Source organism: Blastococcus sp. SYSU DS0753, from assembly GCF_054051175.1.
The window spans coordinates 38,036-55,430 of sequence record NZ_JBJHAT010000009.1 but is presented as its reverse complement, the minus strand read 5'-3'; the positions used below and the strand labels follow the sequence as shown (position 1 = coordinate 55,430).

The 17,395-nt window shown below is 74.8% G+C and carries 15 protein-coding genes, 1 pseudogene and 1 riboswitch; of the genes and pseudogenes, 8 read left to right on the top strand and 8 right to left on the bottom strand.

The window, feature by feature from the left end:
• Positions 1-7: 7 nt before the first annotated feature.
• The gene (gene metF, locus ACI799_RS09670) at positions 8-913 is read right to left on the bottom strand and encodes a methylenetetrahydrofolate reductase [NAD(P)H] (RefSeq protein ID WP_456589508.1); all 906 of its coding nucleotides are present in this window, start codon (positions 911-913) and stop codon (positions 8-10) included.
• Positions 914-1,046: 133 nt separating this feature from the next.
• On the opposite strand from metF, the gene ACI799_RS09665 reads away from it, so the two are divergent.
• From ACI799_RS09665 to ACI799_RS09655, 3 genes are read left to right on the top strand one after another with little or no spacing between them, the layout of a single operon-like run.
• Positions 1,047-2,243, top strand: a complete 1,197-nt coding sequence (locus ACI799_RS09665; RefSeq protein WP_456589509.1) for a polyprenyl synthetase family protein — start codon at positions 1,047-1,049, stop codon at positions 2,241-2,243.
• A complete protein-coding gene (gene crtI / locus ACI799_RS09660) occupies positions 2,243-3,739 on the top strand; it encodes a phytoene desaturase family protein (protein WP_456589510.1) in 1,497 nt (498 codons plus the stop codon). The genes ACI799_RS09665 and crtI overlap by 1 nt, the downstream gene beginning before the upstream one ends.
• Complete coding sequence (locus ACI799_RS09655) at positions 3,736-4,689, top strand: phytoene/squalene synthase family protein (protein ID WP_456589511.1); 954 nt, start codon at positions 3,736-3,738, stop codon at positions 4,687-4,689. The genes crtI and ACI799_RS09655 overlap by 4 nt, the downstream gene beginning before the upstream one ends.
• Here the strand turns inward: ACI799_RS09655 and ACI799_RS09650 are convergent.
• The 3 genes and pseudogenes from ACI799_RS09650 to ACI799_RS09640 form a co-directional block, all read right to left on the bottom strand.
• Positions 4,686-4,847 (bottom strand): annotated as a pseudogene (locus tag ACI799_RS09650) (lycopene cyclase domain-containing protein); the annotation flags it as partial. The gene ACI799_RS09655 and the pseudogene ACI799_RS09650 sit on opposite strands and share 4 nt — an antisense overlap.
• Positions 4,848-4,891: 44 nt before the next feature.
• Entirely contained in the window at positions 4,892-5,236 is a 345-nt protein-coding gene (locus tag ACI799_RS09645) for a lycopene cyclase domain-containing protein (RefSeq protein ID WP_456589512.1), read from the bottom strand.
• A 43-nt stretch (positions 5,237-5,279) separates the two neighbouring features.
• Positions 5,280-5,603: an Rv2175c family DNA-binding protein gene (locus ACI799_RS09640; RefSeq protein WP_456589513.1), complete on the bottom strand. Its 324-nt coding sequence runs from the start codon at positions 5,601-5,603 to the stop codon at positions 5,280-5,282.
• Positions 5,604-5,616: 13 nt separating this feature from the next.
• Here ACI799_RS09640 and ACI799_RS09635 point away from each other — a divergent pair, with 13 nt between their 5' ends.
• The 4 genes from ACI799_RS09635 (at position 5,617) to ACI799_RS09620 (ending at position 11,388) form a co-directional block, all read left to right on the top strand.
• Positions 5,617-6,771 carry an alpha-hydroxy acid oxidase gene (locus ACI799_RS09635; protein WP_456599768.1) on the top strand — a complete coding sequence of 385 codons (1,155 nt, stop codon included), beginning with the start codon at positions 5,617-5,619 and terminating at the stop codon, positions 6,769-6,771.
• A gap of 4 nt (positions 6,772-6,775) precedes the next feature.
• Positions 6,776-6,860, top strand: a riboswitch (ZMP/ZTP riboswitch).
• Positions 6,861-6,883: 23 nt separating this feature from the next.
• Positions 6,884-8,350: a glycine hydroxymethyltransferase gene (locus tag ACI799_RS09630; RefSeq protein WP_456599767.1), complete on the top strand. Its 1,467-nt coding sequence runs from the start codon at positions 6,884-6,886 to the stop codon at positions 8,348-8,350.
• Positions 8,351-8,498: 148 nt separating this feature from the next.
• On the top strand, positions 8,499-10,484 hold the full coding sequence (gene pknB, locus ACI799_RS09625) for a Stk1 family PASTA domain-containing Ser/Thr kinase (protein ID WP_456589516.1): 1,986 nt from the start codon (positions 8,499-8,501) through the stop codon (positions 10,482-10,484).
• A 4-nt stretch (positions 10,485-10,488) separates the two neighbouring features.
• A complete protein-coding gene (locus tag ACI799_RS09620) occupies positions 10,489-11,388 on the top strand; it encodes a deoxyribonuclease IV (protein WP_456589517.1) in 900 nt (299 codons plus the stop codon).
• Positions 11,389-11,497: 109 nt separating this feature from the next.
• Here ACI799_RS09620 and ACI799_RS09615 read toward each other — a convergent pair whose 3' ends face one another.
• Together ACI799_RS09615 and ACI799_RS09610 are read right to left on the bottom strand one after the other, a co-directional pair.
• A complete protein-coding gene (locus tag ACI799_RS09615) occupies positions 11,498-12,499 on the bottom strand; it encodes a threonine aldolase family protein (RefSeq protein WP_456589518.1) in 1,002 nt (333 codons plus the stop codon).
• A gap of 108 nt (positions 12,500-12,607) precedes the next feature.
• Positions 12,608-13,945, bottom strand: a complete 1,338-nt coding sequence (locus ACI799_RS09610) for a class II 3-deoxy-7-phosphoheptulonate synthase (protein WP_456612962.1) — start codon at positions 13,943-13,945, stop codon at positions 12,608-12,610.
• A gap of 240 nt (positions 13,946-14,185) precedes the next feature.
• Here ACI799_RS09610 and ACI799_RS09605 point away from each other — a divergent pair, with 240 nt between their 5' ends.
• The gene (locus ACI799_RS09605; RefSeq protein ID WP_456612961.1) at positions 14,186-16,336 is read left to right on the top strand and encodes a methyl-accepting chemotaxis protein; all 2,151 of its coding nucleotides are present in this window, start codon (positions 14,186-14,188) and stop codon (positions 16,334-16,336) included.
• A 63-nt stretch (positions 16,337-16,399) separates the two neighbouring features.
• On the opposite strand, the gene ACI799_RS09600 is transcribed toward ACI799_RS09605, so the two are convergent.
• A complete protein-coding gene (locus tag ACI799_RS09600) occupies positions 16,400-16,708 on the bottom strand; it encodes a GlsB/YeaQ/YmgE family stress response membrane protein (RefSeq protein WP_456589521.1) in 309 nt (102 codons plus the stop codon).
• A 118-nt stretch (positions 16,709-16,826) separates the two neighbouring features.
• Positions 16,827-17,300 (bottom strand): STAS domain-containing protein, encoded by a 474-nt coding sequence (locus ACI799_RS09595; protein ID WP_456612960.1) that lies wholly within the window; start codon positions 17,298-17,300, stop codon positions 16,827-16,829.
• Positions 17,301-17,395: the final 95 nt, after the last annotated feature.

Below are 17,395 nucleotides of genomic sequence, written 5' to 3'. Positions count from 1 at the left end.
ACCCTGGTCAGCGGACGGCCGGTGCGCTCCCGGCCAGGTTGGCGAAGACCTCACGCGTGGCGGTGGACCGGTTCATGGTGATGAAGTGGATCCCCGGCACCCCCTCGTCGAGCAGCCGCCGGCACAGGTCGGTGGCCACCTCCACGCCCAGCGCCCGCACCGCGGCCTTGTCCTCCGGCCGGTCGCCGTCCAGCGCGGCGAACCGGTCGGCGAGCTCCGCCGGGAACGCCTGACCGGACAGCTGGACGATCCGGGTGATCTGCCGGACGTTGGTGACCGGCATGACCCCGGCGATGACCGGGACGTCGCACCCGCGGGCGACGACCCGGTCCCGCATCCGCAGGTAGTCCTCGGCCCGGAAGAACATCTGGGTGATGGCGAAGTCGGCACCGGCCCGGCACTTCGCCACGAACATCTCGACGTCCGTGTCGAAGTCCGGCGAGCGCGGGTGGCGCTCGGGGAAGGCGGCGACGCCCACCGAGAAGTCGCCGACCGAGCGGATCAGCTCCACCAGCTCGGCGGCGTAGCGCAGCCCCTCCGGGTGAGCCACCCACTCCGCCTGCGGATCGGCACCCGGTGGGTCACCCCGCAGGGCCATGATGTTGCGGACCCCTGCCGCCGCCAGGCGGCTGATCACGTGCCGCAGCTCCGCGACGCTGTGGTCGACCGCGGTCAGGTGCGCCAGCGGCGTCATCGTGGTGTCCGCCGCGATCCGCTCGGTCATCGCCACGGTGCCCTCGCGGGTCGAGCCGCCGGCGCCGTAGGTGACCGACACGAACGAGGGGTGCAACCGCTCGAGTTCGCGCAGCGCCGTCCAGAGGAGCTCCTCACCCGCCGGGGTCTTCGGCGGGAAGAACTCGAACGACCACGTCGGGCGCTCGGTGGCCAGGAGCTCACGGACGGTGGGTGTCACGGCATCCGAGGGTACGGGCGGTGCGGCAGCCCGCCCGCGACCGTCCTGTCGGAGAACTCCCCCGGCAGGTGCATCCGCAGCGCTCCCGCGCCCGGAAGAAGGCGTGTCCCGACCACCGAGCGACGGAGGAACGATGCAGCGGAGCACCCCCGCCGCCCTGCTGGTGCGGCGGCACCCCACCGGATCGGGCGATACTGACCAGATGATCGTCGGGGCGCAGCCGCGCGAGTCCGCCCGCCCCGCACCTCCGCTGTCGGTGGCCGACCTGGACCGGGTGCGCGCCGCGGTCGCCGAGGCGCTCACCCGCTTCCTCGACCAGCAGCGCAGCACGCTCGCCGCGATGGACGCCAGCCTCGTCCCGGTGGTCGACGAGGTCTGCGCCGTCGCCGCGGGTGGCAAGAAGCTGCGCCCCTCGTTCGCCTACTGGGGATGGCGGGGAGCGCGCGGACAGGGCCCGGGCGCCGGCGAGGACGAGGACGCCGTCCTGCGCGCGGTCGCGGCCCTGGAGTTCGTGCACGCCAGCGCGCTGGTGCACGACGACGTCATGGACGCCGCCGGCACCCGGCGCGGCCGCCCCACCACCCACATCGGCTTCGCCGACCGGCACACCACCCACGGCTTCTCCGGCGACCAGGACCTCTTCGGCGTCGGCGCGGCGATCCTCGTCGGCGACCTGGCGCTGGTCTGGTCCGACGAGATGCTGCGCTGCTCGGGCATCTCGGAGCCGGCCCTGGGCCGGGCGCGCGCCGTCTGGGACGCCATGCGCACCGAGGTCACCGCCGGCCAGTACCTGGACCTGCTGCGCGCCGCCGGTGGGCTGCCCGGGCCCGACGGCGCGCTCACCGTGGCCCGCTACAAGAGCGCGGGGTACACGGTGCAGCGCCCGCTGCAGCTGGGCGCCGCCATCGCCGGGGCCGGCCCGGCCGTGGTCGAGGCCTGCTCGGCCATCGGGCTGCCCCTGGGCGAGGCGTTCCAGCTCCGCGACGACCTGCTCGGGGTCTTCGGCGACCCCGAGGTCACCGGGAAGTCCGTCGACGACGACCTGCGCGAGGGCAAGCAGACGCTGCTGGTCGCGCTGGCCGAGGAGGCCGCCGACGACGCCGGGCGCCGGCTGCTCGGCGACCTGCTCGGCAACCCCGCGGCCGGGCCCGACGAGTTCGAGGCGCTGCGCGCGCTGCTGGTCACCACCGGCGCCCGCGACCGGGTGGAGGAGCGCATCGCCGCCAGCACCGCCCGGGCCCGCCAGGCCATCGCCGAGGCACCCCTCGCCGAGGACGCCCGCGCGGCGCTGGACGCGCTCGCGGTCGCCGCGACGTCACGCACCGCCTGATGGTGCGCACCGTTCCGGGTCGCACCGACCGCGTCGTCGTCGTCGGGGCGGGGCTCGCGGGGTTGGCCGCGGCGCTGCGCCTGCGCGGGGCCGGCCGCGAGGTCACCGTCGTCGAGCGCGCCGGGGGGCCCGGCGGGCGGGCCGGGCGCATCGAGCGCCGCGGTTACGCGCTCGACACCGGGCCGTCGGTGTTCACCGCGCCGGAGATCGTGGCCGAGACCCTCGCCGCCGTCGGCGAGCGGCTGGAGGACCGGCTCGAGCTGCGCGCGCTGCGGACGAGCTACCGGGCGCAGTTCGCCGACGGCACCTCGCTCGACGTGCACGCCGACCCCGCGGCGTTCGCCGCCGAGGTGGCCGCGCTGTGCGGGCCGGCCGAGGCCGCCGCCCTGCGGCGCTACCTCGCCGACCTCGCCGAGCTGTACCGGCTGCAGCTCACCACGTTCATCGACCGCAACCTGGACTCGCCGCTGGACCTGCTGGGCCCCGAGCTCCTGGCGCTCGCCCGCCGGGGTGGCTTCGGCCGGTTGTCCCGGCACGTCGCGCGGTACTTCGCCGACGACCGGCTGCGCCGGCTGTTCAGCTTCCAGGCCCTCTACGCCGGGGTCTCCCCCTTCCGCGCCATCGCCGCCTACGCGGTGATCGCGCAGCTCGACATCGGTGCCGGCGTGTGGCACCCGGTGGGTGGGATCGGCGCGGTGCCGCGCGCGCTGGCCGGCGCCGCCGCCGACGCCGGGGTGGTCCTCCGGTACGACACCGCCGTCGGCGAACTGGAGACGCTCGGCAACCGGGTGACCGGCGTGGTCCTGGCCGACGGCGATCGGCTGCCCGCCGACGCCGTCGTCGTCACCACCGACGCGCCGCACGCGCTGGTGCCGGGGCTGCGCGGCCCCCGCCGCCCGGTCTACTCGCCCTCCTGCGTCGCGCTGCACCTCGGCGTGCGGGCCGAGCTGCCGGGGCAGGCGCACCACACGATCAGCTTCGGGCACTCCTGGCGCGGGGTGTTCGACGAGCTCACCCGCGACGGCCGGCCGATGAGCGACCCCAGCCTGCTGATCAGCATGCCCTCGGTCACCGACCGGTCCCTGGCCCCCGAGGGCGGGCAGGTGCTCAGCGTCGTCGCGCCCACCCCGAACCTGGACCCGCGCAGCGGCGGCAACCCGGACCTGGACTGGGCGGCCCTCGGGCCCCGCTACCGGGACGAGCTGCTGGCCACCCTGGAGGCCCGCGGCTTCACCGGCGTCACCGGCGCGATCGAGGTGGAGCACATGGACACCCCGGCCACCTGGGCCGCCCAGGGCATGGCGGCCGGAACGCCGTTCGCGCTGGCGCACACCTTCGGCCAGACCGGCCCGTTCCGCACCCCGACGCTGCCCCGCCGCGGCCCCGAGAACGTGGTGCTCGCCGGGTCGTCGGTGCAGCCGGGCGTCGGGGTCCCCATGGTGCTGATCAGCGGCCGGCTGGCCGCCGAGCGGATCACCGGGCCGGTGGCGCGGTGAGCCCGCTCCGGCCGCCGGGTACCCAGGCCGCCCGGCAGGCGCAGCTGGCGGCCGCCTACCGGCACTGCGCCGCCATCGCCGCGGAGCACGGCAAGAGCTACCACCTGGCCACCCGCCTGCTCACCCCCGAGCGGCGGCCGGCGGTGCACGCCCTCTACGCCGCGGCGCGGGTCGCCGACGACTTCGTCGACCACCCCGGCGCCGACCCGGCCGGCGACCTGATGACCTGGTCGGCGGCGCTGCTCACCGAGCTGGAGACGGGCTGGTCCGACGACCCGGTGCGGCTCGCGCTGGTGCACACCTACCGGCGCTACGGCATCCCGGTCGAGCACCTGGTCGACTTCCTCGCCGCCATGACCAGCGACCTCGACGTCACCGGCTACGCCGACCTCGACGCGCTGGACCGCTACATGTGGGGGTCGGCGTCGGTCATCGGCCTGCAGGTGCTCCCCGTGCTGGGCACCGCTCCGGGCATCGCCCGCGAGGAGGCGGCACCGCACGCCGTCGCCCTCGGCGAGGCGTTCCAGCTGACGAACTTCCTGCGCGACGTCGGCGAGGACGTCGACCGCGGCCGGGTCTACCTGCCCGCCGACCTGATGGCCGCGCACGGGGTGACCCGGGAGCAGCTGGCGGCCAAGCGGTTCGACGACCGGTTCCGGCAGCTGATGCGGGAGATGGTGGCGATCGTGCGCCGCCGGTACGACGACGCCGCGCCCGGCACCCCGATGCTGGCGCCGGAGTCGCGCGACTGCGTGCGCGCGGCCACCGCCCTCTACGGCGGGATCCTCACCGAGATCGAGCGGGCCGACTACCGGGTGCTCGACCGGCGGGTGTCGGTCTCCAGGCCGCGCCGCCTGGCCGTGTTCGCCCGGCGGTTGACCGCCGCCCAGGTGGCGAGGGTGAGGGTGACCATGGCGAAGCCGAAGAGCAGGTCCTCCACCGGCGCGTAGGCGATCCGCGGCCCCCAGATCGTGGCCGGGTCGTAGGTCACCACGTCCAGCCCGGTGAGCACGCCGTTCATCAGCAGCTGGAAGAACACGATGATCGCGTAGGCGACCCAGAACACCCGCCGGGTGACCATGCGGGTGCGGAGGACCGCCAGGTCCACCACGAGGACGGCGGCGACCGCGGTCACCGCCAGGGCGCTGTAGCTCACCTCTCGGCCTCCCTCGCCGGATAGCCCGCATCCCAGCCGGTCACCTTCCGCACCGCCTCGAGCGCGAGCACCGAGCACAGCGGGACGACGAGGAAGAACAGGACCTCCTCCACCGGGATCCCCCCGGGCAGCCGGACGCCGACGGTGCGCGCCGCCGAGTAGTCCCAGTGGCCCTGCGCGATGGCGTAGAGCACCCAGCCGACGAAGACGACGAACATCGGGAGGACGGCGAGGAGGAACCGCCGCCAGCGCGCGTAGACGCGCACGCCCAGCAGCAGCTCCAGCGGTGCGGTCACCACCAGGCAGCCGACCAGCAGGCCCAGGTACGTCAGCCGCTCCACGGAACCCGCTTCCGTCCCCGGCCCGCCCCCGGATGCACCCGGCTCAGAGCGCCAGCGCCTGCGCCCGCCGGGTGACCTCGGTGTGCCGGTCGTCCCGCAGCGCCTGCACCGGGGTGCCGGGCAGCGACTCGTCCTCCCGGAACAGCCACTCGAAGGCCTCCTCGTCGCTGAAGCCGCCGTCCCGGAGGACCGTCAGCAGCCCGGGCAGGTGCTTGAGGACCACCCCGTCCTGCACGAAGTCGGCGGGGATCTTGCCGTTCCCGCTGCCGGGGACGGCCATCAGCTTCCCGTCGCGCAGCAGCTGCCGGACCCGGTTCGGGGAGGTGCCCAGCAGCTGGGCGACCTCCGCGGGGGTGAGCGTCTCCATAGAGTGTCAGCCTATGGCGAACAGCGGACCAGCGGGCAGCCCGGTGCCGGGACCGACCGGCCGGCACGACGGGGCGGAGGCCGCCGAGGTCACCGAGGTTGCCGAGGACCCCCGCCCGGAGCCGCCGTTCGTCGACCTCGTCGACCTCGAGGCCCGGTCCCGGGAGCTGCTGCCCCGGCCGGTCTACGACTACTACGCCGGCGGCGCCGAGACCGAGACGACGATGGGCGAGGCGACGGCGGCCTGGCGCACCTGGCGGCTCCGGCCCCGGGTGCTGCGCGGCACCACCACCGCCTCGCTCGCCACCGAGCTGCTGGGCACGTCGGTGGGCACCCCGATCGGCATCGCCCCCTGGGCCTACCAGGCCATGGCGCACCCCGACGGCGAGCTCGCCACCGCCCGGGCCGCCGCCGCCACCGGTGCCCTGATGACCGTGTCCACCAGCGCGACCCACAGCCTGGAGGAGGTCGCCGCCGTCGAGCCCGGCAGCCCGAAGTGGTTCCAGCTCTACCGGATGCACTCCGAGCGGCACACCGACGACCTCGCCCGCCGCGCCGGGGACGCCGGCTACCGGGCGCTGGTCATGACCGTCGACGTCCCGCTGCTGGGGCGCCGCCGGCGCGACCTGCGCCACGACTTCGTGCACCGCGCCGGCGTGCGGATGGCCAACCGGCCCCCGGAGGGCGAGGAGCCGACCCTCGACGGCCTGGCCACCGCCACCTGGACCTTCGACGAGATCGCCCGCTTCGGAGAACTCTCCGGCCTGCCGGTGGTGGTCAAGGGCGTGCTCCGGGGCGACGACGCCGTCCGCTGCGTGCAGGCCGGCGCCGCCGCCGTGTGGGTCACCACGCACGGTGGCCGGCAGGTCGACCCCGCGGTGAGCAGCGCCCAGGCGCTCCCCGAGATCGTCGACGCCGTCGGCGAGGACGTGGAGGTCTACGCCGACGGCGGCATCCGTTCCGGGTCGGACGTGCTCACCGCGCTCGCCCTGGGGGCCTCGGCGGTCTTCCTCGGCCGGCCGGTCGTCTGGGGGCTCGCCGCCGGGGGCGAGCAGGGCGTGGCGCGGGTCCTCGGCGGCCTCGCCGAGGAGCTCGAGCACACGATGGTCCTGTGCGGGCTCGACGACGTCCGGTCGGTACCCGCCGACACGGTGGTGGCGGCGCGATAACCTCCCGGAGGGCCGTGACTGGCGCGTCGAGGTGGGCCACCACCGGGGAGCGGCCCGCACCACCGTCGCCGTGCGCCTGGGCACCTCACCGTCGTTCAGCGCAGGAGCCCTCATGACCACCGCCCCCCGCATCACCCACTCCTTCGACGGCACCGCCGCCTCGGCCGCCTACCGCAACGCCCTGGCCGTGATCGGCGCCGTCGAGCCCCGGGTCGCCGACGCGATCAGCCAGGAGCTGACCGACCAGCGCGCCTCGCTGAAGCTGATCGCCAGCGAGAACTACGCCAGCCCCGCCGTGCTGCTCACCATGGGCAGCTGGTTCAGCGACAAGTACGCCGAGGGCACCGTCGGGCACCGCTTCTACGCCGGCTGCCAGAACGTGGACTCCGTCGAGGCGCTCGCCGCCGAGCACGCCCGCGAGCTGTTCGGCGCGCCGTACGCCTACGTGCAGCCGCACTCGGGCATCGACGCCAACCTGGTCGCCTTCTGGGCCGTGCTCGCCCAGCGGGTCGAGCTGCCCGCCCTGCAGGAGGCCGGCGCCCGGCACGTGAACGACCTCACCGACACCGACTGGGCGCAGCTGCGCCGCGCCCTGGGCGACCAGCGGATGCTCGGGATGTCGCTGGACGCCGGCGGTCACCTCACCCACGGCTTCCGCCCCAACATCAGCGGCAAGATGTTCGAGCAGTCGTCCTACGGCACCGATCCGTCGACCGGGCTGCTCGACTACGCCGCCGTCCGCGCCCGGGCCCGCGAGTTCCGGCCGCTGATCCTCATGGCCGGCTACTCCGCCTACCCGCGGCGGGTGGACTTCGCGGCGATGCGCGAGATCGCCGACGAGGTGGGCGCCACCCTGGTCGTCGACATGGCGCACTTCGCCGGCCTGGTCGCGGGCAAGGTGCTCACCGGCGACTTCGACCCGGTGCCGCACGCGCACGTCGTCACCAGCACCAGCCACAAGTCGCTGCGCGGCCCGCGCGGCGGATTCGTGCTGGCCCAGCCGGAGTTCGCCGACGCCGTCGACCGCGGCTGCCCCATGGTGCTCGGTGGCCCGCTGCCGCACGTGATGGCCGCGAAGGCGGTCGCCTTCGCCGAGGCCCGCCGCCCCGAGTTCGCCGGCTACGCCCAGGCGGTCGCCGACAACGCGCAGACCCTCGCCGAGGGGCTGACGAAGCGCGGCGCCCGGCTGGTCACCGGCGGCACCGACAACCACCTGGTGCTCATCGACGTCACCGGCTTCGGCCTGACCGGCCGCCAGGCCGAGTCCGCGCTGCTGGACGCCGGCATCGTCACCAACCGCAACGCAGTGCCGGCCGACCCCAACGGCGCCTGGTACACCTCCGGCGTCCGGCTGGGCACCCCGGCGCTGACCAGCCGCGGCTTCGGTCCGGCCGAGTTCGACCGGACGGCGGAGCTGATCGTCGACGTCCTCTCCGCCACCACCCCGGCGGCGACCCGCGACGGCGCGGCCTCGCAGGCGAGGTACGTGGTGGCCGACGGCGTCGCCGACCGCACCCGGGCGGCGGCCGCCGAGCTGCTGGCCGCGCACCCGCTGTACCCCGGCCTCGACCTCGCCTGATGCGGCCTCCCCGCAGGGGCCCGGCGCGAGCTCGCGAGCGCCGGGCCCCTGCGGGGAGGTCCTTCTCCATCCGTCACAGGCGCCCCGGTGATCCCCGTCGCCGCGTCGTGGAGCGACCAGGCCCCTCCCCGCTCCTACACTCGGCCGTGTGGACACCGCCGTGACCGACCCCGTGGTCGGCCTCGTTCTCGAGGGGCGCTACCGCCTCGAGGAGCGGGTGGCGCGGGGCGGCATGTCCACCGTCTACGCGGCCACCGACCTCCGGCTGCACAAGACCGTCGCGGTCAAGGTCATGGCCGAGCACCTGGCCCACGACCCCACGTTCGTCGACCGGTTCACCCGCGAGGCGCGGGCGGCGGCGATGCTCAGCCACGTCAACGTCGTCGGGGTCAGCGACCAGGGCAGCGACCAGGGGCTGGTCTTCCTGGTCATGGAGCTCGTGCGCGGGCGGACGCTGCGCGACCTGCTCAGCGCCCGCGGCCGGCTCACCGTCGGCGAGGCCTTCGCCGTCCTGGAGCCGGTGCTCGCCGGGCTCACCGCCGCGCACCGGGCCGGGATCGTGCACCGCGACATCAAGCCGGAGAACGTGCTCATCGGCGTCGACGGCGTGGTCAAGGTGGCCGACTTCGGCCTGGCGCGCGCCGTCGTCGGCACCGGCCAGACCAGCCAGACCGGCGGGGTGCTCATCGGCACCGTCGCCTACCTCTCCCCCGAGCAGCTCGAGCGCGGCCGCGCCGATGCCCGCAGCGACATCTACGCCGCCGGCATCGTGCTGTACGAGATGCTCACCGGGCATCCGCCGTTCGGCGGTGACACCCCGCTCGCGGTGGCCTACCAGCACGTCCACCACGACGTGCCCGCACCGTCCGCGGAGGTTCCCGGCCTGCCCTGGCAGGTCGACGAGCTGGTGGCCCGGACCACCCGCCGCGACCCGGCCGGGCGACCCCTGGACGCCGGTGCGTTCCTCGCCGAGCTGCACGACGTCCGCACCGACCTCGGCATCGACCCGGTCCCCGTGCCGACCGGGCAGAGCACGGCCGGCCCGGCCACGCTGCGGCCCACCAACCGCCCGACCCGGCCCCGGCCCGGCCACCCCAGCGATCCCGGCACCGAGGTGCTCGGCGGCCGCGGCTCGCGCGCCGGGCGCACCAGCATGCTGCCGGGGATGGGCGCCGGTCCCACGACCGACGTGCAGGGCCGTCGCCCCGGGCCGGCGCGGCCGCGTCCCGGCGTCCCCGACCACATCCGGCGGCGCCGCGCCCGGCTGCTGGTCGCCGTCGTCCTGCTCATGGCGATCACGGTCGGCGCGGTCGGCTGGTGGCTGGGCTCCGGCCGCTGGACCGACGTCCCCGCGCTGACCGGCAAGCAGGAGGCCGCGGCCATCGACCTGCTGCAGGACGCCGGGCTCGACCCCGACCCGGTCGTGCGGGAGTGGAGCGAGTCGGTGCCGGAGGGCGTGGTCATCTCGACCGACCCGTCGTCGGGCGAGCTCATCCGCGGCACCGACGTCCGCGTCGTCGTCTCCAAGGGGCCCGAGCGCTACACCGTGCCGCCGGAGCTCGTGGGCCAGCCGGTCGACGACGTCGAGGCGCGCCTGCAGGCCGACCTGCCGATCCAGATCACCCGGGGCCAGGCCTACGACGACGCCGTGCCCCCGGGCAATGTGATCGGCTTCGACCCGCCCGCGGGCACCGCGCTCAAGCGCGACCAGGTCGTGACGGTCGTGGTCAGCCAGGGCCGGGCACCGGTCGCCGTCCCCGACGTGACCGGGCAGACCCCGGAGCAGGCGCGGGCCAACCTCGAGGCGCAGGGCTTCACCGTCGAGCGCGACGAGGACGGGCGCAGCGACCAGGTCGACAAGGGCGAGGTCATGGCCGTCGAACCAGGTCCCGGCGCGGGCCCCGTCCCCTACGGCAGCACCGTGCGCATCCAGGTCTCGGCGGGCGTCCCGCTGGTCACCGTGCCCGACGTCGTCGGCAAGAGCGGCGACGAGGCCACCGCGATCCTGCGGGCCGCCGGCCTGCAGGTGGAGGCCACCCGGTTCTTCGGCAACCGGGTGCTGCGGCAGAGCCCCGCTGCCGGCGAGACCGTGGAGCGCGGCACCCCCGTCACCATCCTGCTCACCTTCGGATAGGTCCTTGTCGCACACCTCCCCCGGTGTGCCCGCCATCGGCGCGCACATCCAGATCAAGGGCGGCCTGGCCACGGGCGGGCTCGCCTACACCGACGCCGTCGCCGCCCGCGCCGTCCAGGTCTTCGTGGGCAACCCCCGCGGCTGGAAGCTCACCGACGGCGACCCGGCGCAGGACGCGAGGTTCACCGCCGGCTGCGCCGAGCGCGGCGTGCCCTCGTTCATCCACACCCCGTTCCTGGTGAACGTCGGCTCGCCGACCGAGGCGACCGTGACGCAGTCGGTCGCCTCGATCGCGCACAACCTGCGGCGCGGCGCGCAGCTGGGCTGCCAGGGCGTCGTCGTCCACGCCGGGTCCGCCGTCGGGGAGGACCGGTACGAACCGGCCCTGCGCCAGCTCCACGAGCAGCTGCTGCCCGTGCTGGAGGCCGCCGACCCCGACGGGCCGCGGCTGCTGATCGAGCCGACGGCCGGCGGCGGCAAGGCCCTCGCCGCCACGGTCGAGGAGCTCGGCCCCTACTTCGCCGCGCTGGAGCACCACCCGCTGCTGGGCGTGTGCTTCGACACCTGCCACGCCTGGGCCGCCGGCCACGACCTCGCGGCCCCCGGCGGGATGTCGGCCACCCTCGAGGCGCTGGAGGCCACCGTGGGCCCCGGCCGGCTGGGCCTGGTGCACGTGAACGACTCGCTCGACGCCTGCGGTTCCAAGCGCGACCGGCACACGACCATCGGCGAGGGGCTGATCGGGTCGGGCGAGTACGGCACCGGCCCGTTCGCCGAGCTGCTGCGCCACCGCACCACCGCCGGGGTGCCCATGGTCGTGGAGACGCCGAGCCTGCGCGACGGCGACCCGTGCGGCGGCCACGCCGCGGACATCAAGCTGCTGAACTCCCTGATCGGCGACTGACCCCGGCCGGACCCGGGCGAGATCTGCACACTCGCCCCCATCAGCCGCCCGATGCGGGCCACATCGCAGATCTGGCGGTGCCGGCCGCTCTCACCGGTCCGCCCGGCCGCTAGCGGTCGAGGAGGTCCGCGAGGACGTCGGCGGCGTGGTCGACCGCGACGCGGTCGACGTCCAGGTGGGTCACCAGCCTGATCCGGCGCGGGCCGACCTGCCCGACCAGCACGCCCCGCGCCCTGGCCGCCTCGGCGATCATCGGGGCCGGCACCTCGTCGACGACCACCATGTTGGTCTCCACCGACGCCGGGTCGACCCCCAGCCGCTTGGCCAGCAGCTGCGCCTGCTCGTGGTCCTCGCCCAGCCGCGGCAGGTGGTGGTCGAGGGCGTGCAGGCCCGCCGCGGCCAGCACCCCGGCCTGCCGCATGCCACCGCCCAGCCGCTTGCGCCACAGCCGGGCGGCCGCGATCCGCTCCGCCGACGCGACCAGCACCGACCCCACCGGCGCCCCCAGGCCCTTGGACAGGCACACCGAGGCGGTGTCGGCGAGCCGGCCGTAGGTCGCCAGGTCGACGCCGGAGGCGACGTGCGCGTTCCAGATGCGGGCGCCGTCGAGGTGGACGGCGACGTCGGCGCCGCGCGACCAGTCCCACAGCCGCTGGAGCTGGTCGAGCGGCTGCACCCGGCCGAAGCCGCGGTTGTGGGTGTTCTCCACGGCGACGGCCGCGGTGGCGGTGAGGTGCCAGTCGTCCTTCGGCCGCACCTGCGCGATGACCTGGTCCGCGTCCAGCCGACCCCGGTCGGAGACCACGGTGCGGGTGGAGATGCCGAAGACCGCCGCCGCGGCACCCATCTCGTAGGTGACCACGTGCGCGTCGGCGTCGCAGAGCACCTCCTGGCCGGGCTCGCAGACCAGCCGCATGCCGATCTGGTTGCCCATGGTCCCCGAGGGGACGAACAGGCCGGCCTCGTGCCCGAACATCGCCGCCACCCGCTCCTCGAGCGCGGTGATCGACGGGTCCTCGCGGTAGACGTCGTCGCCCACCTCGGCCTCGGCCATGACGCGGCGCATCGCCGCGGTGGGCCGGGTGACGGTGTCCGAGCGGAGGTCGATCACGGCCCCGTCCAGAGGCTCGTCCCGAGCATGCCAAGGGTCGGTGGCCCCGTCCAGGGCACCGCCGCGAGCGTGCGAGCGGTGGGGAGGACGGGGTCCTTCTGGGGGTCCTTACCCACGCAGCATCTCCGCCACGAGGAATGCCAGCTCCAGCGACTGACCGGTGTTCAGCCGCGGGTCGCAGGCGGTCTCGTACCGGCTGTTGAGGTCCTCGTCGCTGATCTCCATCGCCCCGCCGAGGCACTCGGTGACGTCCTCACCGGTCAGCTCCACGTGGATGCCGCCCGGCCAGGTGCCCAGCGCCCGGTGCACGTCGAAGAAGCCGAGCACCTCGTCGACCACGCGGTCGAAGTGCCGGGTCTTGTAGCCGGTCGAGGACTCGTGGGTGTTGCCGTGCATCGGGTCGCACTGCCAGACGACGGTGTGCCCGCTGGCGGTGACCTTCTCCACGATGCCCGGCAGGACGTCGCGGATCTTCCCGTTGCCCATCCGGCTGATCAGGGTGAGCCGGCCCGGCACGCCGTCCGGGTCGAGGCGCTCGACGAGCTCCACGGCCTGCTCCGGCGTCGTCGTCGGGCCGATCTTCACGCCGATCGGGTTCGCCAGCTGCGACACGAACTCGATGTGCGCGCCGTCCATCTGGCGGGTCCGCTCCCCCACCCAGACGAAGTGGGCGGAGAGGGCGTACGGCCGGCCCTCGTGCATGCGCAGCAGTGCGCGCTCGTAGTCGAGGATCAGCGCCTCGTGCGAGTTGAACAGCTCCACCCCGCGCAGCGCGTCGGAGTCGATGCCGCAGGCCCGCATGAACGCCAGTGCGCGGTCGATCTCCCGGGCGATCACCTCGTACCGCACGCCCGCCGGCGAGTTGGCGACGAAGTCGCGGTTCCAGTCGTGCACGGCGTGCAGGTCGGCCATGCCGCCGCGGGCGTAGGCCCGGATCATGTTCATGGCGGCGGCGGAGTTCGCGTAGGCCCGCACCAGGCGGTTCGGGTCGGGGATGCGCTTCTCCAGCACCGGCTCCAGGTCGTTCACCATGTCGCCCCGGTAGGAGGGCAGGCCCAGGGCATCGGTGTCCGACGAGCGCGGCTTGGCGTACTGCCCCGCCACGCGGCCGACCTTGACCACCGGCACGCTCGCGCCGTAGGTGAGCACGATGGCCATCTGCAGCATCGTGCGGGTGGTGGCCTGCAGGTGCGGCTCGGTGTTGAGGTCGAACGTCTCCGCGCAGTCACCACCCTGCAGCAGGAACGCCTTGCCCTGCGCGACGTCGGCCAGCTGGGCGCGGAGGGTGTCGACCTCGCTCGGGGCGACGATCGGCGGGACCGAGGAGAGAGTCGCCAGCACGGCGTCCAGCGCGGCCCGGTCGGGCCACCGCGGCTGCTGGGCGGCGGGTAGTTCCCGCCACCGGTCCAGACCGGGGACCAGCTGGGCAGGTTCGGGGAGGCTCACGCCCCGAGGGTACGGCGAGACCCCTCCGGGCTGGCCAGGGAGTCGTCCCACGAAGCGGGACGGCGTCCCGGCGCGGGCGCCGGCGGACCGTGGAGCGACTCCATCCAGGCGCACCACCCGCCCCGCGCGGTGACGATCAGGCCACAGACGGTCGCTCCCGCGGCGAACCCCGCGCTGAGCTGCCGATATCCCGGTCGAGCGGCGGCACCCAGATCGCCGCCCCTACCTGGAAGGCAGAACATGCGCTGGACGAACCTGCCCGCCTGGGCGGTTCCCTCGAACACGGGCATCCGGACCAAGGTCGTGGCCCTCGCGGTGGCCAGCGTCACCGCGACCGGCGTGGCCATGGGCGGCGTGAGCGCCTGGCAGAGCAGCCGGTTCGCCGACGACGCCGCGCAGCACATGGACGCCCTCGTCGAGCAGGACATCAGCCGGGCGGCCCGCGGCACCTACGACGTCGTCGCCACCCAGGGCGCCTCCACCGCCGCCAAGGTCGACTCCGACCTCGCCACCGCCCGGTACGTCCTGCAGCAGGCCGGCGGGTTCGCGATCGACGACTCCGGCACCGGGTTGGTCCTCTGGGACGCCAAGAACCAGCTGACCGGCGAGGTCACGCCGCTGACCCTCCCCCGCGTCCTCGTCGGCGGCGAGTGGCTGGGGAAGAACAGCGACGCCGCCGTCCCCACGCCGGTGGTCGACACCGTCAAGACGATGGTCGGGGCCACCGTGACCATCTTCCAGAAGACGCCCTCGGGCGACTTCCTGCGCGTGGCCACGAACGTGCAGGCCGCGAGCGGCGCCCGCGCCATCGGCACCTACATCCCCGCCGTCAACCCCGACGGCGCGCCGAACCCGGTCGCCTCCGCCGTGAGCAAGGGCGAGACCTACCGCGGCAACGCCTTCGTCGTCGACTCCTGGCTGGTGTCGGCCTACGAACCCATCCTCGGGCCCGCGGGTGACGTGGTCGGCGTCCTCTACGTCGGGGTGAAGCAGGAGAACCTGCCCGCGCTCCGCGAGGGCCTGCAGGCCACCACCATCGGGGAGAACGGCCACGTCGAGATCTACGGCGGCACGGGGGACCGCACCGGCACCGTGCTGATCAGCCCCGACGGCAGCCGCGACGGCGAGCAGATGCTCTCGGCCACCGACGCCGACGGCACGCCCTACGTGCAGCAGATCGTCGACGCCGCCCTGCAACTGCAAGGCGGCGAGCAGGCGACCGTGCGCTACGACGACCCCCAGGCCGGGCCCACGACCGTCCGGGTGTCGTACTACGCCCCCTGGGACTGGGTCATCGCCACCGTGGCGCGCGACGAGGACTTCGCCGGCGCCCAGGAGTCCCTCGCGTCCGGCCGCTCGTCCATGATGTGGGCGATGGTGGTCGCCGGCCTGGTGATCGCCGTGCTGGGCGGGGTGCTCGCCCGGTGGGTCGGGCACCGGCTGACCCAGCCCCTGACCCACCTGCGCGACCGCATGGCCGAGATCGCCGACGGGGAGGGCGACCTGACCCAGCGGATGGACGACTCCCGCGACGACGAGGTCGGGCAGCTCTCCGGCGCCTTCAACCGCTTCGTGGAGAAGGTGGCCGGCACCGTGCGCGACATCCACCGGTGCGCGCAGGACGTCGCCGCCTCCGCCGCAGGGGTGTCCACCGTCGCCGACGGCCTGGCGCAGCGGGCCTCCCGCAGCCGGGACCAGGCGCAGGGGGCCCACGGCGTCGCGGCGGAGATCAGCAGCAGCGTCTCCTCCGCGGCCGCCGGCGCCGAGGAGATGGGGGTCTCGATCACCGAGATCGCCCGCAGCGCCGCCGAGGCGGCGGAGGTCGGCCGCCAGGCGGCGTCCCTCGCGGAGCAGACCGAGACGACGATCGCCGCGCTCGGGGCGAGCTCCGCGGAGATCGGGGACGTCGTGAAGGTCATCTCCGGGGTGGCCGAGCAGACCAACCTGCTGGCCCTCAACGCCACCATCGAGGCGGCCCGCGCGGGCGATGCGGGCAAGGGCTTCGCCGTCGTCGCCAACGAGGTCAAGGAGCTCGCGCAGGAGGCGGCGAAGGCCAGCGAGGAGATCGCGCAGCGGGTGCAGGGCATCCAGTCCGAGACCACCGACGCGGTGCGGTCGATCTCGCGCATCGCCGAAGTGGTCCGGGCGATCAACGACCACCAGACGACGATCGCCAGCGCCGTCGAGGAGCAGACGGCGACCACCCGGGAGCTCAGCCGCAGCGTGGCGACGGCGGCGGAGGGCGCCGGCACCGTCACCACCACGCTGACCACGGTGAGCCGGGACGCCGACGACAGCGCGACCGACGTGGAGCGGGCCCGCTCGGCGGCCCAGGAGCTGGACGGGCTGTCCAAGGAGCTCAACCGGCTGCTCGCCGTCTTCACCGTGTAGCCGCCGCCGCGTGGCGGAAGGCCCTCTCCCGGCGACGGGAGAGGGCCTTCTGCGCTTCTCAGGTCAGCGCACGCCGCGCCGTGCCCCCGAGCCGGCCTGGCGCCGGCCGGAGAACCGGTTGTAGAGCAGGAGCACGAGCACCGCTCCCAGGACGGAACCGATGATCCCGGCGGGACCGAAGCCGCGGTCCCGGAAGCCACCGAAGAGGAGGCCGAGGAGCAGGCCACCGACGACGGAGCCGCTCACCCCGAGCAACAGCGTGGCGCCCAGGCTCATGGTGTCCTTGCCGGGCACGAGCGCCCGGGCGAGGAAACCGGCGATCAGACCGACGACGAGCAACCAGAGCAGGGAGAGCACGGGGAACCTCTTCACGACGACGTGGCGGACGTGCTGCGGATGTCCGGGGCGGTGGGAGCGCACCCGGTCGGGACCGGGCAGCGTTCCGGGGGCCGTCTCTTCCCGGTGGCGGCAAGCGGCTCGCCGCGACGGCTCAGGCGCCGCCGGACCGGGGACGGCCGCGGCGGGGGCGACCGACGCCGTGCCGGATCTCGCCCGGCGGGGGGATCGGGAGGCCCAGCAGCCGCAGCACCCGGGCGACCACCGGCGAGGCCGCCACCAGGACGACGTCGCGGGCGAGCGCCGGGGAGAGCCCGTGCGAGTCGATGAAGCTGACGCGGCCGAGGTCGACCGCGATCGGCCCCGGATCGGTGGCCCGCACGTGGGCGAGGAGGGCCGCGAACAGATCAGCGCCCGCCAGGTCGAGCTCACCGGACACCTCGACGAGAGGACGGCGCCCGCCCCACCGGATATCCAGGGTCAGCTCGGCACCGTCCGCGACCGCGCCGGTGTGCCGGGACGCCGGGTGCCCGGCGCGCAGCCGCTGCGCGGATCGGCCGGGTCGGGCCACCGACGGGGTGGCCGGGGAGGCGGTGGGCCGCGGGAGCGGGTGGAAGGTCCGAGCCATGTCCCGACGCTAGGACTGCGCGCCCGCCGCCGGCAGGGGCCGGGCCGGACGACACCCGCTGCCACTCGTTGCCGAGATCCGGCAGCGTCGACCGG

Excerpts from the sequence above, each read along its gene's own strand:
- ACI799_RS09640 (WP_456589513.1), bottom strand. The coding sequence starts at position 5,603 with ATGGAGACGCTCACCCCCGCGGAGGTCGCCCAGCTGCTGGGCACCTCC.
- ACI799_RS09595 (WP_456612960.1), bottom strand. The coding sequence starts at position 17,300 with ATGGCTCGGACCTTCCACCCGCTCCCGCGGCCCACCGCCTCCCCGGCC.
- ACI799_RS09665 (WP_456589509.1), top strand. The coding sequence starts at position 1,047 with ATGCAGCGGAGCACCCCCGCCGCCCTGCTGGTGCGGCGGCACCCCACC.
- ACI799_RS09635 (WP_456599768.1), top strand. The coding sequence starts at position 5,617 with ATGGCGAACAGCGGACCAGCGGGCAGCCCGGTGCCGGGACCGACCGGC.
- ACI799_RS09605 (WP_456612961.1), top strand. The coding sequence starts at position 14,186 with ATGCGCTGGACGAACCTGCCCGCCTGGGCGGTTCCCTCGAACACGGGC.
- ACI799_RS09630 (WP_456599767.1), top strand. The coding sequence starts at position 6,884 with ATGACCACCGCCCCCCGCATCACCCACTCCTTCGACGGCACCGCCGCC.
- crtI (WP_456589510.1), top strand. The coding sequence starts at position 2,243 with ATGGTGCGCACCGTTCCGGGTCGCACCGACCGCGTCGTCGTCGTCGGG.